Origin of the sequence: Streptomyces sp. NPDC052040, from assembly GCF_044548405.1 — a bacterium.
Taxonomy (GTDB): Bacteria; Actinomycetota; Actinomycetes; order Streptomycetales; family Streptomycetaceae; genus Streptomyces.
In genome coordinates this window covers 493,139-517,986 of the sequence record NZ_JBIUBV010000002.1, presented here as the reverse complement: position 1 = coordinate 517,986, position 24,848 = coordinate 493,139, and the positions used below count along the sequence as shown (strand labels likewise).

General features: G+C 69.9%; 18 protein-coding genes. 16 read left to right on the top strand and 2 right to left on the bottom strand.

Going from position 1 to position 24,848, the window contains the following annotated elements; genetic code table 11:
• The first annotated feature begins 11 nt into the window (after positions 1-11).
• Positions 12-614: a hypothetical protein gene (locus ACIHAA_RS08370; RefSeq protein WP_399814469.1), complete on the top strand. Its 603-nt coding sequence runs from the start codon at positions 12-14 to the stop codon at positions 612-614.
• 51 nt (positions 615-665) lie between these two features.
• Here ACIHAA_RS08370 and ACIHAA_RS08365 read toward each other — a convergent pair whose 3' ends face one another.
• Positions 666-1,589: a RimK family alpha-L-glutamate ligase gene (locus ACIHAA_RS08365; protein ID WP_399814467.1), complete on the bottom strand. Its 924-nt coding sequence runs from the start codon at positions 1,587-1,589 to the stop codon at positions 666-668.
• Positions 1,590-2,053: 464 nt separating this feature from the next.
• On the opposite strand from ACIHAA_RS08365, the gene ACIHAA_RS08360 reads away from it, so the two are divergent.
• The 5 genes from ACIHAA_RS08360 (at position 2,054) to ACIHAA_RS08340 (ending at position 7,448) form a co-directional block, all read left to right on the top strand.
• Positions 2,054-2,413, top strand: coding sequence for an insecticidal delta-endotoxin Cry8Ea1 family protein (locus tag ACIHAA_RS08360; RefSeq protein WP_399814466.1), 360 nt, complete (start codon positions 2,054-2,056; stop codon positions 2,411-2,413).
• A 256-nt stretch (positions 2,414-2,669) separates the two neighbouring features.
• Complete coding sequence (locus ACIHAA_RS08355; RefSeq protein ID WP_399814464.1) at positions 2,670-2,930, top strand: hypothetical protein; 261 nt, start codon at positions 2,670-2,672, stop codon at positions 2,928-2,930.
• A 268-nt stretch (positions 2,931-3,198) separates the two neighbouring features.
• Positions 3,199-4,692, top strand: coding sequence for an acyl-CoA synthetase (locus ACIHAA_RS08350; RefSeq protein WP_399814462.1), 1,494 nt, complete (start codon positions 3,199-3,201; stop codon positions 4,690-4,692).
• Positions 4,685-6,184, top strand: coding sequence for a carboxyl transferase domain-containing protein (locus ACIHAA_RS08345; RefSeq protein ID WP_399814460.1), 1,500 nt, complete (start codon positions 4,685-4,687; stop codon positions 6,182-6,184). Before ACIHAA_RS08350 ends, ACIHAA_RS08345 begins: the two co-directional genes overlap by 8 nt.
• Positions 6,185-6,410: 226 nt before the next feature.
• Positions 6,411-7,448, top strand: a complete 1,038-nt coding sequence (locus tag ACIHAA_RS08340; protein ID WP_399814458.1) for a rod shape-determining protein — start codon at positions 6,411-6,413, stop codon at positions 7,446-7,448.
• 216 nt (positions 7,449-7,664) lie between these two features.
• On the opposite strand, the gene ACIHAA_RS08335 is transcribed toward ACIHAA_RS08340, so the two are convergent.
• Positions 7,665-7,994 (bottom strand): hypothetical protein, encoded by a 330-nt coding sequence (locus tag ACIHAA_RS08335; protein WP_399814457.1) that lies wholly within the window; start codon positions 7,992-7,994, stop codon positions 7,665-7,667.
• 713 nt (positions 7,995-8,707) lie between these two features.
• Between ACIHAA_RS08335 and ACIHAA_RS08330 the strand changes: the two genes are divergently transcribed.
• The 10 genes from ACIHAA_RS08330 (at position 8,708) to ACIHAA_RS08285 (ending at position 24,839) form a co-directional block, all read left to right on the top strand.
• Positions 8,708-14,863 carry a LamG-like jellyroll fold domain-containing protein gene (locus tag ACIHAA_RS08330; RefSeq protein WP_399814455.1) on the top strand — a complete coding sequence of 2,052 codons (6,156 nt, stop codon included), beginning with the start codon at positions 8,708-8,710 and terminating at the stop codon, positions 14,861-14,863.
• Positions 14,864-15,199: 336 nt separating this feature from the next.
• Positions 15,200-16,297 (top strand): AMP-binding protein, encoded by a 1,098-nt coding sequence (locus tag ACIHAA_RS08325; RefSeq protein ID WP_399814453.1) that lies wholly within the window; start codon positions 15,200-15,202, stop codon positions 16,295-16,297.
• The gene (locus tag ACIHAA_RS08320; protein WP_399814451.1) at positions 16,297-17,667 is read left to right on the top strand and encodes an aldehyde dehydrogenase family protein; all 1,371 of its coding nucleotides are present in this window, start codon (positions 16,297-16,299) and stop codon (positions 17,665-17,667) included. Before ACIHAA_RS08325 ends, ACIHAA_RS08320 begins: the two co-directional genes overlap by 1 nt.
• 99 nt (positions 17,668-17,766) lie before the next feature.
• Positions 17,767-18,744, top strand: a complete 978-nt coding sequence (gene pseB / locus ACIHAA_RS08315) for a UDP-N-acetylglucosamine 4,6-dehydratase (inverting) (RefSeq protein WP_399814449.1) — start codon at positions 17,767-17,769, stop codon at positions 18,742-18,744.
• A gap of 89 nt (positions 18,745-18,833) precedes the next feature.
• Complete coding sequence (locus ACIHAA_RS08310) at positions 18,834-19,859, top strand: hypothetical protein (protein ID WP_399814447.1); 1,026 nt, start codon at positions 18,834-18,836, stop codon at positions 19,857-19,859.
• Positions 19,860-19,867: 8 nt separating this feature from the next.
• A complete protein-coding gene (locus ACIHAA_RS08305; RefSeq protein ID WP_399814445.1) occupies positions 19,868-20,818 on the top strand; it encodes an NAD-dependent epimerase/dehydratase family protein in 951 nt (316 codons plus the stop codon).
• Entirely contained in the window at positions 20,815-21,888 is a 1,074-nt protein-coding gene (locus tag ACIHAA_RS08300; RefSeq protein ID WP_399814443.1) for a PseG/SpsG family protein, read from the top strand. The genes ACIHAA_RS08305 and ACIHAA_RS08300 overlap by 4 nt, the downstream gene beginning before the upstream one ends.
• The gene (locus ACIHAA_RS08295; RefSeq protein ID WP_399814441.1) at positions 21,885-22,307 is read left to right on the top strand and encodes a YybH family protein; all 423 of its coding nucleotides are present in this window, start codon (positions 21,885-21,887) and stop codon (positions 22,305-22,307) included. The genes ACIHAA_RS08300 and ACIHAA_RS08295 overlap by 4 nt, the downstream gene beginning before the upstream one ends.
• Positions 22,308-22,433: 126 nt before the next feature.
• Positions 22,434-23,801 (top strand): class II 3-deoxy-7-phosphoheptulonate synthase, encoded by a 1,368-nt coding sequence (locus ACIHAA_RS08290; protein WP_399814440.1) that lies wholly within the window; start codon positions 22,434-22,436, stop codon positions 23,799-23,801.
• Between the two features lie 177 nt (positions 23,802-23,978).
• Positions 23,979-24,839 (top strand): GNAT family N-acetyltransferase, encoded by an 861-nt coding sequence (locus tag ACIHAA_RS08285; protein ID WP_399814439.1) that lies wholly within the window; start codon positions 23,979-23,981, stop codon positions 24,837-24,839.
• Positions 24,840-24,848: the final 9 nt, after the last annotated feature.

Sequence of the window (24,848 nt, the reverse complement as noted above, 5' to 3'; positions counted from 1 at the left end):
CGGCGGCGCACGTGACCAGGACCCCCCACCCCCCTCGAACCCCTCAACCGCCCTTCACTGCACGGGACTTCCAGCTCGTCCTGCTGCGCCGTATGGCCGACCACAACCCGGACCTGGTCGAGGCGGCCCGCCACACCCTGGGCGTGTCCATCGCCGACATGCGCGAGGCCAACCGGCGCTGGCAGGCGATGCTCCGCTCGCCGCGCGCCCGGTCGGCCGCGTCCCGCTACCGCTCGGTCCTCGGCGCACCCGAGTCGACCGCCCGCCCCCGTATCGGCGACCTGGACTGCGAGGCGCGGCTGTGGCCCGTCCCCCTCTGGCCCGACCTGCGCTTCGAGGTGCTCGCCGGGCCGGACGGGCAGGTCTGGAACGAGTGGCTGGTCCGCACCCCCGGCTCCCCGCCGCCGACGCTTCAGACCCTCGACGACCTGACCCCCTGGTCCTGCACGGTGGACGAGGCCGCCCGCGCCTTCGCCCCCGCCCGCCCGCTGGAGGGCACGGCCCCCACCCGCTGGGGCCTCGCCTTCACCGCCCCGGACGCCGGGGGCACTCCCCGCGCGGTGGCCGCCGAGTTCACCTGGGGTCTGCTGCAACGGGTGGCCGTCGCAGCGTAGAAGCCGTCCGGCCGGGCGTACGGCGGCGAAGGGGACCGGCCGCGGCCGGGCTCAACGGCCCGCGGCCGCCAGGACCGCCTCCACCACCCGCGGTACGGATCCCGGGTGGAGGAAGAGGAACAGATTCGGCTCGACCAGCTCCAGCTCCATCACGCACGGCTGCCCGTCCGCGCCGTCCACCAGGTCGACGCGGGCGTAGAGCAGTTCCGGAGCGTCCGAGGCAACCGGACCGCCCGGAGCGCCCGAAGCGCCCGGTACGGCGGACAGGGCCTGCTCGGCCACGGCGCGTTCGGCCGGGGTCGGGGTCCAGGGCTCCAGGCCGGGATGGGCCACCTTCCGCTCGTCGTAGGGAGTGCCGGGCACCAGCACGGCCCCCTTGCGGCTGGCGTGCAGCAGCCGCCCGCCGAAGAACTGCAACGCCCGCTCCCCGCCCGCGTCTATGCCCCGCACATAGGGCTGCACCATCGCGGTGAGCCCCTCCGCGTGCATCCGCGCGAGCTGCCGTACGGCGGTGCCGTGCTCCTCGGGCGTGTACCGCGCGGCGAACCGGGCGCCCGCGCCCGAGGCCGGCTTCACCACGTACTCGTGCTCGTCCGGCAGGTCGACGGGGTCGCCCGGGGCCAGATACCGCGTGGGCACGACGGGCACGCCCGCGGCGGCCAGTTCACCGAGGTAGCGCTTGTCGGCGTTCCAGCGGACGACGGACGCCGGATTGGCCAGCCGGGTGACCTTCCCGCACCGCTCCGTCCAGGCGGCGAACTCCGCGGCCCGCCAGCTGTAGTCCCAGGTGGAACGGATCAGGGCCAGGTCGTACGACGCCCAGTCCACTTCCGGGTCGTCCCAGTGCACGGCATCCGCGTCCGCCCCGGCTGCCCGCAACTCCCGCACCAGCACCGGAAGATCACTGTCGGCCGCCACCTCGGGACCGGGACGGCAGGTGACAAGCGCGACGCGGGCGGCAGCGGTGCGGGACATGTCTGGACTCCTGTTCGCAGGTCGTACGTACGCATGTATACGCGCGCCGCGCAGGCTAACACCGCCGCTGTCTCGATTGCTCCCTTTCGGTCAAGTGAACGTCTCTGAAAATATCCGTCCCCGGCACACCATGGACAGACCTGCGAGGAGGAAACATGGCGGACGACACGCAGAAGAAGCTGAAAGAATGGGAAGCGCGACAGGAAAAGACCGCGGAAGAGGCGGTCAAGGCCCGCGCTCAAGTTCGTGGTCGACGGCGGCAGGGTCAGGGCCCTGGTCAAGGCCGAGATCGTGGATTACCACCTCGAAGAGCTGGGCGCGGCACAGAACACCATCGCCGTCTTTCTGGAGGACTATTCAAAGGCGAAGAGTTCGGGTGATTCCAGCAGCATCGAGTACTACGCGAAGGCTGCGGAGCACGCCTTCGCGGACAAAATCGACCAGAGCAAGATTTCGACGGGGACGTGCAGGCCCTCCCTGTCTTTTCCGCCCTGGCCGACCTTCATCTCAATCTTCTGGTCGACGTCATCAAGAACAAGGACACGTACGGTATTTCGCCCAGTGTTGTGGACATCTTCCGGGATCGGTACAGCCGTCGCACCAAGGTGGGCGGCACGGCTATTGCCGGCTCCGCGAAACACCGTGGAGCCGAGCGCCACGCGCGTATCGCCGATCTCCGGGATCTCGTCGAGAGCGCCCCGACGGGGCGGGCCAGGAAGGCGGCGGAGACCACGGAGTCGATCAGGACGGCTGGTGGCGCCAACCCGCCTCGGACGAAGCAGGCGGAAAGAGCAGCGACATCAACGGGTACAAGCACACCGTGATCTCGCAGTACGAGTCCCTCATGCGTCTCGCCGTCGTCCAGAAGGCCCTCATGTGGCCCCATCTGCTGGGCGGCCATGCCCCCGCCGATGTCAGGCGCCGGCTCAATCAGCCCATCCGCTACCACTACGGGCGAGGAGGGAAGGGCTGCGCGTCTGGTCCTCGTCCTGGGGTGGAGGGGGCGTTGACAGCGACAACAACGCGCATCACTCGCAGATCTTCACGAACGGCGACGGCGACTACTTCCAGGCTGCGGGCGTGGTGCGCAATACGACGTACCCCAAGCTCGGGAAGCTCTGTTTCCAGAAGGCGCACGGAGACTGGGCGAAGGACCAGAACGGCAAGAGCGAATTCGGCGGTAACTACTACGGGGGTGACTGGTCGTACGCCAAGCCCGGACCGGGCCGGCAGCTCTCCGACATCGGCGTCCCCGTCCTGAGCAACCACCTCCCCATGGGAATTGAGGGAATCGTCTTCTGGTTCCAGCCGGTGATCAACTACGAGGCGCAGGCGGAGTAGTCCGCTGCCCCTGCCCATGGCTGAGGTGCATGGCTGAGGTGGTGGCCGTCGGGTGACGGGCGGGGCGGCGGGACCGGGCGGACCCCGGCGACGAGCGGCCATCCGTGTGGAGTGAGGTCTCCGTCACGGCGGCGGAGGGTTTCGCGGGCTCTGGCGCAGGAACGGATCCGGTGTCGGCACAGCGGCGCGCCCCACCGTGCCACCAGCCCACTCCGCATATCCGTATATCTGCACATCCGCATATCCGCTCCGACGCGAGGAGTCCCGCGTGCCCTCCCTCTTTCCGGTCCTGACCGAACCCGGGGCGGCGCGGCGGCCCGCGCTGCGGTTCGGGGAACGCGCCTTGACCCATGCAGAGTTGGCCGCCGCGGCGGGAGCGCTCGCCGGGCGCCTGGCCGAGGCGGCGGCCGCGGGGCCGGACTCGCCCGGTGCCGGACCGGCCGCTACCGGGAGGGTCGCCCTGTGGGCCACGCCCTCCCTGGAGACCGCCGTCGCGGTTGTGGCCGCGCTGACCGCCGGGGTGCCCGTCGTCCCACTCAATCCCAAGTCCGGGGAACGCGAGCTGGGCCACATCCTGGCGGACAGCGCGCCCTCGCTGGTGCTGGCCGCTCCCGGCGACGAACTGCCCGCCTCCGTAGAGGCGTTGGGGCGCGTCGATGTCGACGTGCACGGCACGGGAACGTACGCCCCCGCCGAGGTGGACGCCGAGAGTACCGCTCTTGTCGTCTACACCTCCGGGACCACCGGGCCGCCCAAGGGGGCCCTCATCCCCCGCAGGGCCGTGGCGGCCACGCTCGACGCGCTCGCGGACGCCTGGCAGTGGACCGCGGACGACGTCCTGGTGCACGGGCTTCCGCTGTTCCATGTGCACGGGCTGGTGCTCGGCATCCTGGGTCCGCTGCGGCGCGGCGGCTCCGTACGGCACCTCGGACGCTTCGACACGGACGGCGTGGCCCGCGAGCTGGGCGGCGGAGCGACCATGCTGTTCGGGGTGCCAACGATGTACCACCGGATCGCGGAGGTGCTGCCCGGCGACCCGGAGCTGGCCAAGGCGCTGGGCGGGGCCCGGCTGCTGGTCTCCGGGTCCGCCGCGCTGCCGGTGCACGACCATGAGCGGATCGCCGCCGCGACCGGGCGCCGGGTCGTCGAGCGGTACGGCATGACCGAGACGCTGATGAACACCAGCGTCCGCGCGGACGGGGAGCCGCGTGCGGGCACGGTCGGTGTGCCGCTGCCGGGGGTGGAGCTGCGGCTCGTCGAGGAGGACGGCAGCCCGGTTCCGGCGTACGACGGGGAGACGGTCGGCGAGATCCAGGTACGCGGTCCGAACCTGTTCACCGGCTATCTCAACCGGCCCGACGCCACCGCCGCCGCCTTCACGGCCGACGGCTGGTTCCGCACCGGGGACATGGCGGTGCGCGAGCCCGACGGCTCGGTGCGTATCGTGGGCCGTAAGGCCACCGACCTGATCAAGAGCGGCGGCTACAAGATCGGGGCGGGCGAGATCGAGAACGCGCTCCTGGAACACCCGGGGGTGCGCGAGGCGGCCGTCACCGGCGAGCCCGACGACGATCTGGGCGAGCGGATCGTGGCCTGGGTGGTACCGGCCGATCCCGCGGCGCCCCCCGGCACCGAGGAACTGGCCGACCATGTGGCCCGTCGGCTCGCCCCGCACAAACGGCCGCGCACGGTCCGGTATCTCGACGCCCTGCCCCGCAACGACATGGGGAAGATCATGAAACGGGCCCTGGGCCATGCCTGAACGCCGCTCCGCACGGGAGGCACTGGCCCTCCTCACCGACGACTTCACCGAACTGCCGACGTCGGCGGGCGGGCGGGGGCCCGGGTCCGGGTCCGGGTTGAGTGGCTCGCGTGGCCCGGTCGGCCCGGCCGATGTGGAGGGGTCGGCCGACGCAACCGGCGCGGAGGGACCGGCGGGCGCGACCGGCGCGGAGGGACCGGCGGGCGCGACCGGCGCGGACGGTCCCCTCTCCTGGCCCGGCTACGGCGCCGCCCGCGCCCGCGCCGCCGCTCGCACCGGCGAGGAGGAGTCCGTGGTCTGGGGGCTCGGGAGCGCCGGGGGCACCCCGGCCGTGCTGATCGCCTTCGAGTTCGGCTTCCTGGGCGGCTCGCTCGGCCGGCGCACCGGTGACCGGCTGGAGGCCGCGCACACCCACGCCCGGGCGCACCGGCTGCCGGTCGTCTCCCTGGTCGCCACGGGCGGCAGCCGGATGCAGGAGGGCATGCTCGCGCTGACCCAGCTCCAGCGTGTGGCCCGGCAGTCGGCGCTCACCCGCGCGGCCGGGCTCGCGCAGCTCGCCGTCCTGCGGGACCCGACGACCGGCGGCGGCTGGGCCACCCTGGGCGCGGGCGCCGACGTGGTGCTGGCCCTGCCGGACGCCCAGGTGGGTTTCGCGGGCTCCCGGGTGCGGCCGCCGGAGGCGGACCCCTCGGCGTACACCGCGCAGGCGCAGCTCGCGGCGGGCACGGTCGACGCGGTCGTACCGTACGAGGAACTACGCGCCGCGGTGGGCCTGTGGCTGGGGCTGCTGACGGCGCCCTCGGCCGAACCCGCTCCGGTACCCCGGGCACTCGGCGCCTCGGACCTCCCGGAGACGGGCTGGGACGCGGTGCGGCGGGCCCGTGATCCACGGCGGCCCCGCGCCCCCGCCTATCTGGACGCGTACTTCACCCGCCGGGCGGCGCTCGGCGGCGACCGCGCCGGGGGCCGGGACGCGGACGGCATGCTGTGCGGCTTCGGCAGCCACGGCGGCCGTACGATCGCCTACGCCGCCCAGACCGGCACCGCGACGCGGCCCGCCGGGTACCGCGCGGCCGCCCGGCTGATCCGGCTGGCGGACGCGCTGTCCGTGCCCGTACTGACCCTGGTGGACACGCCGGGCGCCGCCAACGACGCGGAGGCCGAGCGCCAGGGGGCGGGTGCGGCCATCGGCGAGCTGTTCACGGCCGTGGCGACGGCCCGTACCCCGCTGACCACCCTGGTCATCGGGGAGGGTGGCTCAGGCGGGGCGCTGGCGCTCGCCGCACCGGAGAACACCTGGGCCGCCCCGGACAGTTATTTCTCGGTCATCGCACCGGAACTGGCCGCCGCGATACTCAAACGCCCGCCGGACCAGGTGCGGGCCACCGCGGACCAGCTGCGCATCCGCCCCCAGGACCTGGTGGCCCTCGGAGTGATACGCGGCATCGCGGACGCGGACGACGGCCCCACCGCACTCCCGCGGCCCGGCTGAAGCCCCAGGCGGACACCGACGCAGGCGAACGCGGCGGACCCGACACAAGACACCCCACGGCACGCCAAGACACACGGCACCCCGGGACGCGACGCGCCCAATCCTCACCCGAACGGCTGAACCCGCCTGGCCGTCTTCAAGGGGCGAGGTCTTCCGGCTCGGCGCACGCTGAGGGAGAGGCCCGCCGCCCGGCGGCCGCCCGCGGTCCGTTCTCGGGAGGTACCGCATGACCGTCAGCCTGGACCAGCTGCGCCGTTGCCATTTCGCTGTCGATCTCGGCGCGGCCAGGACCCGTGTGTACGTCAAGGGCTCGGGGCTGGTGGTCGACCAGCCGAGCGCCGCGGCGGTGAACACCCGGACCGGGGCGCTGATAGCGGTCGGCGAGCTGGCCGAGAAGATGACGGGTCGGACCCCTTCCTACATCCGCGTCATGCGTCCGGTGTCGGGCGGCACGGTCGTCGACATCGACATGGCCCAGCGGATGCTGCGCCATCTGCTCGGCGAGAGACTGCGCCGCACCCTGCGCCGCAAGCCCCGGCTGCGGGCCGCCGCCTGCACCCCGCACGACGCCGATCCGCTGGCCCAGCGCGCCGCGGTGGAGACGCTGGTGGGGCTCGGGGCGCGCCGGGTGGAGCTGGTCGACACGCTCGTGGCCGCCGCCGTGGGCTGCGGACTGCCCGTGGAGCAGCCCGAAGCCTCCATGATCATGGTGTGCGGGGCCGCCGCCACCCAGATCGCCGTGCTGTCACTGGGCAACATCGTGACCGCGGAACGCATCCCGGTCGGCGGGGAGGCCGTCGACCACGCGATCGTCCAGCATCTGCGCCATGAGCACGCGTTGATGCTGCCGAGCCAGTCCGTACGGCCCCTGCGGCTCGCCCTCTCCGGCAACGGAGCCGCCGCCAACGCTCCCACCGCCACCGAGATCCTCGGCCGGGACGTGGCGACCGGCCTGGCCCGCTCGGTGAAGGTGGACACGGCGGCGGTGCGCGAGGCGATCGAAACCCCGCTGACGGCCGTACTCGACGGCATCGGCAAGGTGCTCCGGGACTGCCCGCCCGACCTGGTGGCCGACCTTGCCGACCGCGGCATCATGATGGTCGGCGGCAGCGCCCTGCTCCCGGGCCTCGACCAGATGCTCCGCCAGTGGACCGGCATGCCGGTCCGGATCGCCGAACGCCCCGACATCTGCGCCGTACAGGGCCTGGGCGCCATGCTGGAAGGCAAAATCAAACCCCTGACCCTGAACCCCCTCGCAGCCTGACCCCGCCGCACACCGGGCGCCCGCAGCCCACCCACGGACGCGGGCGCCCGCGGCACACCCCGCCCGCCACCGGATCAGCCCTTCTCCCCCACAGCCGCGCGCCCGGCTGCCCCACGGACTCGGGCGCGAGGCCGGCAGGGGTGTTCGCCGCGGGTATGGGCGCAGCCCCCTCCCCCAGGAGGGAGAGACTTCGGCTGCCGCCACCGAGGGGGCTGCTCAGCCGGCCTGTCCCTGCTCCGTGCCGGCCGTCGGCGGAACCACTCGGAGACCCGCCATGGGCTGCACCCAGGACAGGTCCGTGCCCTCCAGACCCTCGAGTTCGACGACGGCACTCCATCCAGGGGTCAGTTCGGTGAACTCCCCCATGGGCTCTCGATAGATCCGGAGCACCCGGGCCGGGGACGCACGGTCGTCCGCAGCGCCGTCCTCCGGAAGAACCGAGTCGCCCGGGAAGACGCTCCTCCCCACACTGATGCACCGGGCGTGGCAGACCACTTTGTGCGCCAAGGGCCGCTCGTACACCATCACCACTCGCAGCAGTCCCACCGACTCGGAGGGTGAAGAGCACACCGTGCACACCGGTGGCCGGAGCGGTCAGCGACACCGTGGAGCTGTCCGCTCCCGGCAGCGAGGCGTACCCCGCGGGATCGAACCGGGTGAACCCCTTCGACGCCTTTGCCGTCTTCGGCTTCGCGTGCATGAAGGGAATCCCCTTGTCTCCGGCCACCGCGGGAGCGCCGACGTGCCGGTGCGCAGCAGACGAAGCCATCGCGTCCGTGGCAGGGACGAGCATGCTCACCACGAGGACACCTGTGGTCGTGAGGCTGAGGCGACGGAGCCATCCGGCACCCCGCCGCGTCCGTCTCCCCAGCCTGGTCGTTCGCATCACGATGAGCCCTCCCCCGTCCCCGTCCCCGGGGCACGCGGAAGTTGCCCCCGGGTGTTTCCATGCACGCTCAAGTTGCCTTCGTCGGCGGCTGATTGAGCGCACGTCAAAGGAGAGACGGTCGACCAGGCCCTCCACAGGATCGTCACGCCAGGGCTTGGGATCGACACAGCATGCAAAGTATGCACACACAAAATGCAAAGAACTCACCTAGCACTGAACTCAATTTCATCTTCATACGTCAAAAACGGACCTCGAATGAGCGCCCGGCGATCAATCGACGATGGACCCGGCTCACACCGGCCCCACAGAATGCACTCCGGCGCGGGGCCCACGGGGGGAACCGCCTACAAGCCGGAGGACCCCAGCAGTCATGTACGTCCATCGCAGACCCATTCCCATATCCAGACGCCGACTGTCGAGACCGGTCGCCGCCGCCGTCGTCACAGCCCTGACCGCGACTTCGCTGGCCGCAGCGGCACCCGCGCACGCCACGCCCGACGCCCCACGCCGGACCGCGCCGACCGCCGGAGGCTCTCCATCCGCCACCCGGCATCTCAACGCCACGGAGACGGCGTCCGCGCGGGCAAAGGCCACCGGCAAGCCGGTGACGGTCGACCAACTCACCGACACCGGAACGCTGGTGGTGGCCAACCCCGACGGCACCTTCACCCGCACCGACTCCTCGATGCCGCAGCGCACACGGCAGCACGGGAAGTGGGTGCCAATCGACACCACGCTGGTGCGCCGGGCCGACGGAACCTGGGCGCCCAAGGCCGCGGTCACCGACGTGGCCTTCTCCGGCGGCGGTTCGGGCGCGCTGGTCACGCTGCGCAACGGCAGTGACCGGCTGGGCTTCTCCTGGCCGGACAGGCTGCCCGAGCCGGTGATCTCGGGGGACACGGCCACCTACCCGGATGTGCTGCCGCAGGTGGACCTGCAACTGACTGCAAACGCCTCCGGCTACTCCTCGATCCTCGTGGTCAAGTCCCGCAAGGCAGCGGCCGATCCGCATCTGCGGAGCCTGGCGCTGAACACGGCCTCGTCCCATGTCGAGGTGACTCCCACGCGTGACGGAGGGGCCCAGGCCACCGACGAGCGCACCGGCGAGACGGTGTTCCACAGTGACACCGCACTGATGTGGGACAGCGCCGGCAAGAAGTCCTCCGGCACGCCCTTCGCCCATACAGCGACCGCCTCCTTGGCCCGTGCCGAGCAGAAGGCGGCCGCCGAGGTCGGCAGTCACCGCGCCCGGGTCCGGGTGAGCCTCCGTCACGGCAGGCAGCTGCTGGACCTGGACCAGACGTTGCTCACCGCCAAGAGCACCGCCTACCCGGTGTATGTGGACCCTGAATGGAGTGGCAGGCCGTCCCAGCTGGACTGGGCGCGGATCTCCGACAACGGGTGGAACGTCTACAACTCGACGTCCACCTCGGGGGCGACCAACGCCCGCGAAGGGTGGGACAACTCCAGTCCCGGCAACGGCGAACGGGCCCGCACCTACTACCAGATGAACACGAGCGGCATCAAGGGCGCCGTGGTCACGCACGCCTCGCTGTATGTGAAGCAGCTCTCCGCCGCCTCCTGCTCGGACACCCCGGCCGCCGTCTACGGCACCGACCGTCCCGCCGGCTGGAGTTCCTCCTCTCTGTACTGGGGCCACGAGCCCGGCGGGCGCACCGGCGCGTTGGGCACCAACCCCAAGAGCCACGAGGCCGGTACCTGCCCGGTCACCGACGGCGCCCACTCCTGGGTCAGCCCGCCGTCACTGGAGTTCGACGTGACCCCCCGGGCCCAGAGCGCGGCGGCCGACGGCTGGAAGAGCATGACGCTGATGGTCCAGTCGCCCGACATGAACGACGCCACGCAGTGGAAGCAGCTCGCCTACGGCGGCGGCGCCACCATGTCGGTCACCTACAGCTACCGGCCCAAGCTCAAGAACGGCACCGGCACCCCGGCCATCAAGCCGTCCGCGGTGAGCATGGGCAGGACGATGACCACGACCCACACCCCCACCCTGTCCGCACGTGCCGTCGACCCCGACCTGGCCGGCGGCAGCGAACTGGTACGCATCCAGTACGACGTCTACAACTCCAGTGGCACCCTGGTGGGTTCGGGCTACGGACCCGGCACAGACTCGAAGAAACGAGCCCGGTACAACACCAACGGCAGTGACTGGACCACGCCGACCCTGGCCGACGGCACCTACACCTGGAAGGCCACCGCGCAGAACGCGGCCGGTTACTGGGCCGGCACCGGCACTGGCATCTGGACCAAGACGCAGACGTTCACCGTGGACACCACGGCCCCGCCCGCGCCGACGGTGACCTCCGATCAGTTCCCCGCCAAGCAGATCGGCGCCGCGTTCGGCAGCACGGGCACCTTCACCCTGAGCAACAACCACACCAACAACATCACCGGCTATCTCTTCTCGCTGGACGCCACGCTCGGCAACACGGTCTACACCAGCAGCAACATCACGCACATGACGTCGACCACAAAGATCACGCCGGGCCATACGTACTACGTGACCTCCGACAACAGTGCCGGTACCGGAACCTCGGTGATCAACGGCAGCGCCTCCCCGGCCTTCGCCCCCGGCACGGCGGGACCCCACACCCTGTACGCCAAGGCCGTGGACCAGGCCGGGTCGACCTCCCTCTCGCAGACGGCCTACGCCTTCTACGCCGGCACCAGCACCCCCACCTACGCCTACGGCGACAAGATGATCAGCGGCTGGACGGCGACCAACACCGACAGCACGACGACCACCGTGCCCAAGGCGACGACCACCAGTGGCGGCGGCCAGCTGATCAGCCAGGCCGCGGGCAGCGGCTACGAGTTCGCCGACGGCTACCAGGCCATGCTCGCGAACAAGAGCAGCACCTCCAAGGCCGTCTCCGGCGACAGCGCCACGTTCAGCTTCGACATCCCCAAGGACGGCCCCTGGAGCTTCGGTGCCAACCTGACCAAGGCCAAGGACTACGGCATCTACCGTCTGGTACTGGACGCGGGCAAGCCCACCGAGTCCACCCTGACCGGCGGCTTCGACGCCTACAACTCCTACGTCACCACCCAGTTCGTCAACCTGGGCATCCCCAAGGACTCAAGCGGTCAGCTGCTCTCCCTCAAGCAGGGTGTGCACACCCTGACGCTCACCGTGACCGGCAAGAACCCCGCGTCGGCCGGCTACCAGGCAGGCATCGACGTGCTGCGGCTCGCACCGGCGCTGTCCTGTGCGATCAACGCGACCAGCAGCTGCCTGAACAACACCGCCACCAGCACGTTCACCACCACGACCAGTCCCGCCGACGCCGATGGCTCCGGCAACAGCATCAACTCCGCCGACCTGACCGGCACATCGGGCTGGCAGAGCGGCAAGACCGTCACTGTTGACGGCGCCACCATCACGCTGCCGAAGTTCGGCACCGGCACCTACGACAACATGCTGGCCTCCGGACAGACCGTCACCGTGCCGGGCAGCGGCGTGGTCACCACCGGCGATGCCGTGGTCTTCCTCGCCTTCGCCACCGGCGGCGCCGCCAAGGGTGCCTCCGGCAGCATCACCTACGCCAAGAACAACTGCCTCGACGCCAACGGTGACACGGCCGACCAGTCCTACCAGCTGGACACCGTGCCCGACTGGGTCTCCGGCCCCGCCTCCGCCGCCGCGCTGAGCCTCGTCCACGAGAACCACAAGGACAACACCCAGACCAGCCCGGGCTCCGGCCCGAAGATCTACGCCGTCAGCGTCCCGCTCGCCTGCCCCGGCTCGGTCATCAGCAGCATCTCGCTCCCCCTGTTCACCAACGGCGTCCAGGCCGGCCAGCCCTCCCTGCACATCCTCGGGATGGGCGTGCGGCCGCTGGCCCTCACCGGCAGCGGATCGAGCGCCCAGCACTGGGTCGGCACCTGGTCGTCCGTGCAGGACACCGCCAAGGTGCAGCAGTCCGGCGGCAGCACCGCCACCGTCAACGGACAGACACTGCGCATCCCGGCGCACATCAGCATCGGCACCGACGACGGCAACGGCGTCCGGGTGCACCTGTCCAACGCCCTGGGCACCAGCCCAGTGACGTTCGACGCCGCTTCCGTCGCCCTGCAGGACGGCACCGCGGGCGGGGCCACCGCGGCTGCCGCACCGGTGCCGCTGACCTTCGGCACTGCCGCCTCCGTCACCATCCCCGCCGGTGGTGACATCACCAGCGACCCGGTGACGCTGGCCGTCGCCCAGCAGGCGACCGTCCTGGTCAGTCTGCAGGTACACGGCTCGGTGTCCGCCATGCCGGGCCACGCCACGGCTCAGACGCCCCTATGGGTCAGCGACGCGGCCAACCGCACCGGTGACACCACACCGGGCAAGTACACACAGACGACATACACCGGTCTGCCCTACCTGGCCGGCATCGACGTCACCACACCCGCCTCCGCCCCGACCGGCTCCCTGGTCCTCTACGGCGACCAGAGCGTCAACGGCGACACCGCGAGCGGCGACGGACAGCACCACCTCAGCGACGCCATCACCGGCGCCCTCGCGAGCGACTCCAACGGCGACGGAAACGTGGACTACGGCGTACTCAACGCCGGAACCAACAGCACCAGTCTCAGCAACAACGCGCTTCCGCAGGGCACTTACAGCCCCAACCCGGCCAACGCACTGAACCCGCTCGACCGCAATGTATTGGCCCAGGGCAACGTGCGCACCGTCCTGGTCTCCAGCGGCGCCGCCGACCTGCTCAACTGCACGAGTGACGCCGACACCTGCGCCACGAACGTCGAGGACGGACTCGCCGCGCTCAACTCCGAGTTGAACTCGTACTACACCGACGACTCACAGACCTATGTCAACGGGCAGCCCGTGACGCAGAACTCCAACCTCACCGTCTACCTCGGCACCATCCCGCCGTTCACCGCGGCCCACCCGGGCACCGCGACACAGGAGTCCGCTCGCGAGCTGGTCAACAACTACCTGCTCAGCAACTTGTCCTCCCAGACCATCGACTTCGCGGCAGCGGTCTCGACAGACGGCACGGCCACCTCGTCGACGGTGAAGGCGGCCGACCTCTCGGGCGGCAACCCGTCCAACGCGTACTACGCCGACCTCGCCGCCCGGTACCTCGGCGACACCAACACCCAGGTCGTCAGCATCGCGCCGAACCTGATCGTCCCGCTCGCCACCGGTGGCGACACTCCCGACGACGAGTGGGAGCTGTCCGCCGACGGCACCGACCAGCGGGGCGACAACCCGCTCACCACGGTCGGCGGAGCGACCTTCGGCGCGACCGGAGCAGACGCGGTCAACGCACCGGCGAGCGCCACCTCCTTCGACGGCAGCACCGGCTTCCTGGAGAGCGACCACACCGCGGTCAACACCCTCGCCGACTACTCGGTCTCCGCGTGGGTGAAGCTCAACTCGGACGCCGCCCCCGCCACGGCCGTCTGCGAGGGGACCAGCCAGCACCAGGCGTTCTACCTCGGCTACGACCGGGGCAACCACGGCTGGATGTTCCAGACCACCACCACCAACGACGCCGCCTCCGATTTCCCCACCGCGGAAGGAGACTCCGGCACAGGGGCCCTGGGCACCTGGACCCACCTCCTGGTCACCTACACCGCTCCGGTCGACGGAGACAGCAGCACCGGTGTGATGTCGATCTACCAGAACGGCACCCTGATGGGGACGGCCGCCAACCTCACCCCGCAGTACGACTCCTCCATGCCCCTGACCATCGGCGGCTGCGTCAACGACCCCGCCGCGACCACGCCGTACAACGCCTTCCCCGGCTCCATCGCCGACGTGAAGACCTACCCGTACGCGATGGCGGCGAGCGACGCCGACGCGAACAGCGTGATCGTCCCGGCCGGCTGGGACAAGGGCATGCCCGAGGACGAGTGGAAGCTCTCCACCGACGGCACCGACACCACCTCCCTCAACCCGCTCATCCCGTCCGGCAGCGCCACCTTCGGCAGCGACGGGCCGAGCGGGATGTCCGGCAGCGTCGCCTTCGACGGCAGCACCGGCCTCCTCAAGAGCAAGCAGAGCGCGGTGAACACACTCGGTGACTACACCGTCTCGGCCTGGGTGAAGATCAATTCAGCACTCGGCACCACCGCCGTCTGCCAGGGCACCACCCAGCACCAGTCCTTCTACCTCTCCTACGACAAGGCCAGCAGCGCCTGGATGTTCCAAACGTCCACCACCAACGACGAGAACGCCGACTTCCCCACCGCGGAAGGAGACAGCAACACCGCGCCGATCGGCACCTGGACCCACCTCGTCGCCGCTTTCCGCGCACCGGTCGCCGGAAGCTCCACCACCGGCAACATGGCCCTCTACCAGAACGGCACCCTGATGGGGACCGCCACCAACCTCAGCCCCCAGTACGACTCCTCACTGCCCCTGACGGTCGGCGGCTGCGTCAACAGCGCCTCCGCCACCACCCCATACCTGGCGTTCCCCGGTTCGGTCGCCGACGTCCACGTCTATCCCCGAACGCTCTCGGCGACCGAGGTCGGCGCACTGCACTGACCCGCACCGCCGAGGCCACGTCCCCCTGCCGCACCGGGCAGGGGGACTGCTCACCACCAGAAGGTCGAAGGCCCCCGCCGCGAGGCGGGGGCCTTCGACTGTCACCATGCCGACCCGGTCCCCGACTACCGTCCAGCCGCCTTCCGCCGCCCCGCGTACATACCGGGCCCACCCCGAGGAATCGCTGGCCGACCTGACCCGCGTTCAGGCCAAAGTGCGTCAACTTTTGGCCGATGGGTGCCTGTTTCATTCCTGATACGTTCGTCGACGGGGGCTGCTCCCTATCCGGGCGACCCGCGTTCCTTGTTTGCGCAGAAGCTATTCACTTAGGGATCCATGTCATTCTCTATACTCGACCTGACGACGGACACGTCCGGGATCGATCCTGATGCTTATGTACGTAAGCTCATGCAGTGGCATTTCCGTCCTGAGACCGGTTCCCCATTCTGGCTGCGCCGGGCGGCCGGGCTCGAATTCGACCCCCTCACCGAAGTGGGCGGCGTCGCCGATCTGGCGAGATTTCCCAATGTCATCGAGGAGTTCCGCAGCACCCCGGTCGAAGACCTGATTCCGCGCGGCCTGGGGCCGCGTCCGAAGATCGCCGGAATCTATGAGAGCAGCGGCACCACGGGCGCACCCAAGCGGTTCGTCATGTTCGACGAGTGGCTCGATACGCACCTGGCCTGGGACGACCGGCTGGACGGGATCGTCGCGGCGGCGGGGCGGCCGCTGAACACGCTGGCCGTGGTGCCGTCCGGGCCCCACATGTTCGGGGAGGTGACGACCCGTTGGGCACGCCGGTGCGGTGGTGTGAAGTTCACCGTGGATCTGGATCCCCGATGGGTGAAGATTCTCGTTTCCCAGGGGCGGGCGGAGGACGCGGATGCCTATGCCGAGCACATCGTCGATCAGGCGGCGCACATCCTGCGAACCCAGGACGTCGGCGTGCTGGCCACCACCCCTGCCCTGCTGGAGCGCTTCGCACGCCGCACCGACCTGGTGGACTTGATCAACGCTTCGGTGCGGGCCATCGTCTGGTCCGGCGCTCAGATGGACGCCGACACGAGGGAACTGCTGCGCACGAAGGTCTTCCCCGGTGTTCCGCTGCTCGGAATCTACGGGAGCACAACCATCCTCGGCGGCACGAAGGAGCGCCGCGGCGAGGAATTCGACGGGAATCCCATCTGCGATCCCTTCTCGCCGTACATCTTCTTCCGCGTCGTCGATCCGGAGACGGGCGAAGAGGTCGGGTTCGGGGAACGCGGTCAGGTCGTGATGAGTCATGTCACGAAGTACGCGTTGCTGCCGAACAACCTTGAGCGCGACATGGCGACACGCATCGAGCCGCCGAAGGGCGTGATCGGATCGTCGGTGGCCGCCGTCGGCCCGGTGGCCGCATTCGGGGGCGTCGCGGTGATCGAAGGCGTGTACTGATGCCGGAACCGGTCCATGTCGACGCGCTCGGCGCGGATGGCATCTACCGCACCCGGCGGCGCATGAACATCACACGTGTGTCGGGCGAGAAGGCCGGCGAGATCAGCCTGGTGTCCCCACTGTATGTACGGCGCACGATGACGGCCCTGCGCGAAGCGGTCTCCCCACGGGCGAGCGACCGTTTCGCCATGCTGGAGAAGGCTGCCGAGGTCTATCTGCAAGGCACGGTCGGCGGCATGGATGCGGACCAGTACGCCCGCATGGTGTCGCGTACCTCGGGGGTACCGCTCCGCGTCGTCCGGGAATCGGCCGCGGGTGTCGCCGGCACGCTGCGCGCCCTGCGGCGTACTGCCGGGCTCGCCATGCCGGTGGGGGCCGTCGCCGATTGGGACGACGCAAGGACGCAGAGCGGCTCGGCGGTGTGGACCCGCAAGGGCGATGTGTTCGCCGTTCTCGCCTCCGGCAACACCCCCGCGGTACACGGATTGTGGCCAGAGGCCCTGGCGTTGGGTTACAAGGTCGCCGTACGGCCCTCGAACCGTGAGCCGTTCACCGCGTTCCGCCTGGTCTCGGCCCTGCGCGAAGCGGGCTTCGGCGACGACGTCGTGGCACTGCTGCCCACCGACCATCAGACGGCGGATGTGCTCATCGCCGAGGCGGACTACGCCATGGTCTACGGCGGCCAGGACGTGGCCGACAAATACTCCGGCAGTCCGCGGGTGCTCCCGCAGGGCCCCGGGCGGTCCAAAATCCTGGTCACCAAGGACGTCGACTGGCGCGACAAGGTCGACCTGATAGCGGACGCGGTGAGTCACCTCGGCGGTACGGCCTGCATCTGCACCACCGCGGTCCTCGTCGAGGGCGACCCCGCGCCGCTTGCAGCAGCCCTGGCGGCCCGGCTGTCCCGGATACCGAGCCTGCCTGCCGACGACCCGTCGGCCGTTCTGACCGTGCAGCCTCGCGAACAGGCCGAAAGGGTCGACCAGCACCTGCACACGGTCGCCGAAGGAACCCGGCCGTGGCTCGGCGGGGACTCCATCGTCGACGAACTGTCCGCAGGCGGTGCCGTTCTGCGTCCCGCCGTGCACGAAGTGTCCTCGTCGAGCGCGCCTCAGCTCGATGTCGAGCTGCCCTTTCCCTGCGTATGGGTGGGCCCGTGGACACGGCAGGACGGGATCACGCCGCTGAAGCAGTCCCTGGTCGTGACCGCAATGACCGAGGATCGGGGCCTGATCGAGAGCCTGCTGGGGGAACCGACCGTCACCAACCTGTACCTCGGGGACAACCCGACGACCTGGACACGGCCCGGAGTCCCGCACGATGGATACCTGGGTGAATTCCTGATGCGGACCAAGGCGGTCATCCGGTAACTCCGCCGACAACCATCAGTAGTGCTTCTTCCTGCGTTCCGCCGTCCCAGCCACGTGTCACGCTTCCGCGTGCTCACGGAAATCCAAACCGAGGTAAGTGTGTCAGCGAGTGAATTCACCGACAGCGTCATCCTGATCACCGGAGCGACAGGTTCCCTGGGGAGAAGGTTCATCGAGCGCGCCCTGAACGAACTCGGGCCGCGTTCCGTCATCGTCTACTCCCGTGACGAGCTCAAGCAGTTCGAACTGCGGCAGCACTTCGGTCACGACCCGCGCCTTCGCTGGGTGATCGGCGACATCCGGGACCGCGAACGACTGTGCCAGACCATGCACGGTGTCGACTTCGTGGTGCACGCCGCAGCACTCAAGCAGGTAGACACGGCAGAGATGAATGCATTCGAATACGTACGCACCAATGTGATCGGTTCGCAGAACGTGATCGACGCGGCCGTCGCCGCCGGAGTGCGCAAGGTGGTGGCTTTGTCCACGGACAAGGCCTCGAGCCCGGTCAATCTCTACGGTGCCAGCAAGCTCTGCGCGGACAAGCTGTTCACCTCCGCCAACCTGGACCCGCACAACCAGGGGACCGCGTTCTGCGTGGTCCGCTACGGCAATGTCCTGGGCAGCCGCGGCTCGGTGGTCCCGTTCTTCCGCCGCCTGGCGGCCGAGGGCCAGTCCCTGCCGATAACCGACAAACGCATGACCAGGTTCTGGATCACGCTGGACCAGGCAGTGGACTTCATCGTCGACTCGTTCGCCCTCATGCAGGGGTCTGAGCTCTTCGTCCCGCGCATCCCGAGCATGCGCGTGGTGGACCTGGTGGAAGCCGTCGCGCCGGGCGCGCCCACGCACGAGGTCGGTCTGCGGCCGGGCGAGAAGCTGCACGAGGAGATGATCTCGACCGTCGACGCCGTCCGGACGTTCCAGCGTGGCGAGCGGTACGTCATGCTGCCGCAGTGCGGCGTCCGCGACGAGGACCTGACGGGGGCCGGCCGTCTTCCGGACGGATTCTGCTACCGGTCCGACACCAACGAGCAATGGCTGTCGGTGGAGGAGATCCAGCGGCTCATTGCCTGACGCGCGCACCGGCCGGGTCGGGACATCACTGCGTGCATCGCCGCGACGGGCCAATGCGTCGCTTTCACATGACTCATGGAGACACCGAGATGGAACAGCTCATCGAACAGCGCATCAAGACCTATGAGGCGGCTGCGGCGCGCGGAGGCGCGCGGCTCGCCCGGCTCCAGCGTCCGGACGGTGCTCTGGCATCGTCGCGCGACGTGATCGAGTCCAGCTACAAGGGCATATGGGCGCTTCAGTGCGCCGGAAAAGCTGTGGAAGCGGCGCGTCTGGCCGCCCATGTACGGTCGCGTCTCGTCACCGACGGGGACGTCCCGGCACCGCGCGAGGAGCCCTACTTCCTCGACATCCACTACCTGTACGCCAACGGCTACCTGGCCATCGGAACCCACCTGCTCGGCCAGTTCGACCTGTCAGGCCGGCTCATGTCCTTCATCGCCTCGATGCAGAACCCCGTGCACGGCGGATTCCGCTCGACGGGACCGCGCTCCGGCGACGGGCGCTGCGACACCGTCTCGACCAGCATCAGCGGGCTCGCCGCGCTGTACCACGGAAAGCATGAAGTGGCCCTGGCCGCAGCCGCATTCCTGACCGCCGTATGGGAGCGTCAGCCCGACCGTGCCACGGTCTTCCACACGTCGATGACCGCCGAGGGCGAGTTGCTGACCGCCGACGGCGCTCACCGCCTGGAGGTGCGGAGTCCGGGGCAGGACTGGTGGTTCCTGGGCGCCCCGGCCGTGTTCCTCACCGCGCTCCACGAGAAGACCGGCGACGACCGGCATCTGAAGCTGGCGAGGGACTACATCGACTGCATGGCCCAGTCGTGCAACCCGGATGCGCTGACTGCCCCCTCGTGCGGCAAGGTGGGACTGAGCGCCGCGATGCTGTACCGGGTGACGGGCGAGCGGCGCTTCGCCGAACTCGCCCTCCGGGTCGCCGATCTGATCGTGAGCAACCAGGACGCCCAGGGCGTGTGGACACGGCAGAAGTGGGCCGGCCTGGCCGACTGGGACGAGACGACCGACCTGCTCTGGTACGACCTGGACATGTCGCTCGAGTATGTGCTGTGGCTCGGCCTCATCGCTCGCGAGCTCGCGAGTGCGGGTGTGTGACGGCCGTCGTGCGCATTGTGGTGACCGGTGCAACCGGGTACCTGGGGCTCGGCGTCGTCGCCGACCTGGCGGCCGCCGGGATGGACGTGGTGGCACTGTCCAGGACCGGCCGGGCCGACTGGCCGGCCGGTGTCCTGGCCTGTACCGCGGACCTGGCCGATTCCGAAGCGATCGGCCGCGTGCTCTCCGGAACTGAGGCGGTGTGTCACTTGGCGGCACTGATGCGGGTGCGGTCGCCCCACGCCGTGGGCCACTACTACCGGACCAATGTCCTAGGCACCGTCAATTTGCTGGACGCGATGGCCGCGGAGTACAGGCGCACCGGCCGCCCCATCCGCATGGTGTCTTTGTCCAGCGCCGCCGTCTACGGCGCCGGGCGGGGGCAGCCGCTGCGTGAGACCGACGCGGTCCTTCCCACGGGGGTGTACGGCCGCACCAAGCTCGCCGCCGAGCACGCGGTCGAGAGCTACGCCCGGACAGGAGCCGTCGGTGCCGTCACCCTCCGGCTGTTCAATGCGGCCGGGCTCGCCCCCTCAGGCAGAGGTCCTGACCGCGATTCGCTGATCGCCCAGGTGCTGGAATGCGCAGCGCACGGGCGGACGCTCCGGATCCACGGAGACGGCAGCGCCATCAGGGACTTCGTCCACGTGTCCGACGTGGTCGACGCTGTCCGGCTGGCACTGGGCGCCGCGTCCGAAGGGACGGCGCAGACTTACAACATCGGCGCCGTCCCGGCCAGCGTGCGTGAGGTCATCGGCACCGCACAGAAGGTCACCGGACGCACCATCGCAGTCGACCACCTCCCGGGCCACCCCAACGAGGTGTCGTACTCCGTCGCAGACGCCTCGGCGGCAAGGGAACAGCTGGGCTGGACACCGCAGCACACGAGTCTGGAACCCATGATCAGCGATCACTGGCGGCAGATCCACGCAGAGCCGGTCCCGGAGGACCTGACATGACAGCCGGGCGAGTACTGGCGCTGCGCGCCGACGCCACAGCCCGGATGGGCACGGGGCACGTCGTGCGCTGCCTCGCGCTGGCCGAAGAAGCAGCGGCACGCGGAATGAGCCCCGTCCTGCTGGGCGCCTGCGAGGTGCCGTGGCTGACGAAGATCCTGGCCATGTCGCCGCTCACCCTCACCGGCGCCCCGCACGCCCCTGCGGACTTCGGCCGCCGTCTGAGGGAACTGGCGCCCGAGGCCGTGGTCATCGACGCCTACCACCTGCCGGAGGAGCACTATCACGCGGCGGCCGAAGTCGCTCCGGTCCTGGCAGCCTACGACGGGGAGGTGCGGCACGCGCGCGCCGATGTGCTGTACGACCAGAACATCGGCGCGGACCGCACCGCCCCGCCGTCCGCAGACGGGGCGGTGCTGCTCCGAGGTCCGTCCTTTGCCGTCGTCCGCGACGACGTCAGGGTGCTACGCCCTGCCCACCCTTCCCGGCGTGCGCTCCGCTGGGCGGCAACACCGGCTCCGGTGCCCAAGGTGCTGCTGGTCCTCGGCGGCACCGACGCCCTCGGTGCCACGCTGGCTCTGACCCGGGCCCTGCTGGCACAGATCCCGGAGATTCACCTGTCCGTGGTGACCATGGACGCGGCGGGCGTACGGGCCTTGGCGGCAGGCCCGGGGCAGCGGGTGGACGTCATCGCGCCCACGCCCGCCCTGCCGGTGGCGATGGCAGGGATGGACCTGGTGGTCAGCGCGGCCGGGACCACCACGATCGAGCTGTGCTGCTTGGGAGTGGCTGCAGCGCTGATCCAGGCCGTCGACAACCAGGCGCCCGTCTACCGGGGAGCGGTTTCCCACGGATGCGCAGAAGGCCTCGGCGTCCTCGACGAGGTGCTCGCCCGTCCGGCGGCCATGGCACAGCGGGTACGGGCCCTGCTCGCCGACCCCGGCCGGCGGGCGCAACTGGCCGAGCGTGCCTGGCAGACCGTCGACGGCCGCGGCCGGGAGCGGATCCTCGACGCCGTGGACGGCGCCTTCCCCGGCCCTCGGCCCCCCGTGCAAGGAAGGAAGAGCCAGTGACCACCCCTCTCCACTCCGCGACCGGGCCGGGCGTACCGGCTGCGGCGCCGATCACCGATCCGCTGGTGATCAGCCACGTCTTCAACGAGCGATGCAATTCCGGCGACCTCGACGGGCTGCTCGCCCTGTACGAGCCCGACGCCGTCATGGTTGACGAGGCCGGTCGAACGCACCGCGGCACCGACGAACTCCGGGCGTTCTTCGCCGGGATGCTGGCCATGAGGCCTGCCGTGCGCACCCTCGCCGTCACGGTCGTCGTCAACGGGAGCGTCGCCCAGAGCAGCACCCACTGGCAACTCGACGTGGCAGCCGCCGACGGCACCGTCACCCGGACGGAAGGACACGCGGCGGAACTGTTCCGCAGGCAGCCCGACGGGACCTGGCGCGTGGTGATCGACAACCCCTACGGGGCACGCTGACCAGCCCGACCGGCACCCCGCAGCCGGTCCCGGGGAAGCCCCCGGATCCCGGGCAAGCCGCAGGAGTTCCGCCGAGGGCCCCGTATTCGAGCCCTCTTCCGACCGCAACTGATGGAGACAGCACACATGTCCCCCGCCCAACACGTCACGGCAGACGACTCCTGGCGATTGCGGCCCGCGGCCCAGCAACCCGACTGGCCCGCCTCGCAGGCGCTCGCCGTTGCGGTAGCCGAACTCTCCTCCTACCCGCCCCTGGTCTTCGCCGGTGAATGCGACCGGCTTCGCGAGCGGATCGCTGCCGTCGCCCGCGGCGAGGCATTCGTTCTCCAGGGCGGCGACTGCGCCGAGACCTTCGACACCGTCACCGCCGACCAGGTCCGCGCCAAGGTCCGCACCCTGCTCCAGATGGCAGCCGTCCTGACCTATGCCGGCTCTGTGCCCGTAGTGAAGATCGGGCGCATCGCGGGCCAGTATGCCAAGCCCCGCTCCACGTCAACCGAGGTCCGCGGCGGAGCCGAACTGCCTGTCTACCGGGGCGACGCCGTCAACGGGGCCGCCTTCACCCCTGAAGCCCGCATCGCCGACCCGGAGCGGCTCAAGCGGATGTACCACTCCTCCGCTGCCACCCTGAACTTGATCCGCGCCTTCACCTCCGGGGGGTACGCCGACCTGCGCCAGGTGCACGAGTGGAACCGGGACTTCGTCGCCGGTTCGCCGTTCGGCGAGCGCTACGAGAAGCTCGCCCAGGGCATCGACGACGCGCTGAGCTTCCTGGCCGCCTGCGGCGCCGACCCGGCAGAGTTCCACTCCGCCGAGATCTTCGCCAGCCACGAGGCTCTGCTGCTGGACTATGAGGCCGCCCTTACCCGCACCGACGCCCGTACCGGGCTGCCCTACGACGTCTCCGGGCACATGATCTGGATCGGTGAGCGAACCCGCCAGCTCGACGGCGCCCACGTCGAGTTCGCCTCCCGGATCCGCAACCCCATCGGCGTCAAGCTCGGCCCGACCGCCACACCCGACGAAGCCCTCGCCCTGCTCGACAAGCTGGACCCGGAGGGCGAACCCGGCCGGATCACCCTCATCACCCGCATGGGTGCGAAAAACATCCGCGCCGTCCTGCCCGACCTGGTGACCAAGGTCGCCGCCGAGGGCCGACAGCCCGCCTGGATCTGCGACCCGATGCACGGCAACACCTTCGAGGCGCCCAGCGGCCACAAGACCCGCCGCTTCGACGACATCCTCGACGAGGTCCGCGGCTTCTTCGAGGTCCACCTCGGGCTCGGCGGCCACCCCGGCGGCATCCACATCGAACTCACCGGCGACGACGTCACCGAGTGCGTCGGCGGCGGCTCCGCAGTGCGGCTCTGCGACCTCGACCAGCGCTACGAGTCCGCCTGCGACCCGCGGCTCAACCGCCAGCAGTCCCTCGACCTGGCCTTCCAGGTCGCCGAGCTGCACCGGAGCCGGGGCACAATCCCCCCTCGGGTCTGATCTCCCGCTCGCTGACGCCCCATGCGTGTACGGCCCGAAGTGAATCCGGCTGGCCAGCACATTCCTTCACTCAGCTTTCCGCGACCTGGCTCAGTCCGTCATCGATCCAATGGGGCTCTTCCGCCCCGAGAAGCGGTCGGCTTCATGCACCGCATCCGACCCAATAGGAGAGACAATATGAATCCCGTCCTGCGCCCTGGGACCGCCGGCGATGTTGCGGAGTGCGCCAGGATATGTTTTGAAGCATTCTCGAGGATCGCCCGCGAGCATGGCTTTCCCCCCGACATTCCCAGCCAAGAAGCCGCCACCGGGGCGTTCGAGATACTGCTGAACCATCCGGGCATCCACAGTGTTGTCGCCGAGCTCGACGGCCGGATCGTCGGCAGCAACTTCCTCGACGAGCGATCCCCCATCGTCGCCCCCGGGCCACTCAGCGTGGACCCTGCCGTCCAGGCGGGCGGCGTTGGACGCGCGCTCATACAGGGCGTCATGGAACGGGCGGCCGAGCACAACGGGCCGGGCGTGCGACTGGTGCAGAACGCCTACCACGCACGGACCTTCGGTATCTACGCGGGCCATCTCGGCTTCGAATTCCGTGAGGCTCTGGTCTGCCTGCAGGGGCCGCCGATCGGTGGGACCGTGCCGGGGTACGGCGTACGGTGCGCGACGGAAGCGGACCTGGACGCGTGCAATGAGGTGTGCCGGAAGGTGCACGGGATACACCGGGCCGGCGAGGTCCTCGATGCTCTCAAGGCGGGCACGGCCCGCGTCACCGAACACGATGGGCGGATCACGGGTTACGCCACGGACCTTTCGTTCTTCGGTCACGCGGTTGGTGAGAGCACGGAAGACATCAGAGCCCTCATTATGGCGGCCCCGGCGTTCGGCGGCCCGGGCATCCTTGTCCCCGCCCGCAACAGCGCCCTGCTCCAGTGGTGTCTGCGACACGGTCTCAAGGTCAATCAGCTCATGAATCTGATGAGCACCGGGCTCTACAACGAACCGGCCGGCGCCCATCTTTCTTCAATCCTCTACTGAGCCAGGGAG

Coding starts and splice junctions, on each gene's coding strand:
- ACIHAA_RS08300 (WP_399814443.1), top strand. CDS start 20,815: ATGACAGCCGGGCGAGTACTGGCGCTGCGCGCCGACGCCACAGCCCGG.
- ACIHAA_RS08290 (WP_399814440.1), top strand. CDS start 22,434: ATGTCCCCCGCCCAACACGTCACGGCAGACGACTCCTGGCGATTGCGG.
- ACIHAA_RS08285 (WP_399814439.1), top strand. CDS start 23,979: ATGAATCCCGTCCTGCGCCCTGGGACCGCCGGCGATGTTGCGGAGTGC.
- ACIHAA_RS08340 (WP_399814458.1), top strand. CDS start 6,411: ATGACCGTCAGCCTGGACCAGCTGCGCCGTTGCCATTTCGCTGTCGAT.
- ACIHAA_RS08365 (WP_399814467.1), bottom strand. CDS start 1,589: ATGTCCCGCACCGCTGCCGCCCGCGTCGCGCTTGTCACCTGCCGTCCC.
- ACIHAA_RS08345 (WP_399814460.1), top strand. CDS start 4,685: ATGCCTGAACGCCGCTCCGCACGGGAGGCACTGGCCCTCCTCACCGAC.
- ACIHAA_RS08320 (WP_399814451.1), top strand. CDS start 16,297: ATGCCGGAACCGGTCCATGTCGACGCGCTCGGCGCGGATGGCATCTAC.
- ACIHAA_RS08310 (WP_399814447.1), top strand. CDS start 18,834: ATGGAACAGCTCATCGAACAGCGCATCAAGACCTATGAGGCGGCTGCG.
- ACIHAA_RS08330 (WP_399814455.1), top strand. CDS start 8,708: ATGTACGTCCATCGCAGACCCATTCCCATATCCAGACGCCGACTGTCG.
- ACIHAA_RS08325 (WP_399814453.1), top strand. CDS start 15,200: ATGTCATTCTCTATACTCGACCTGACGACGGACACGTCCGGGATCGAT.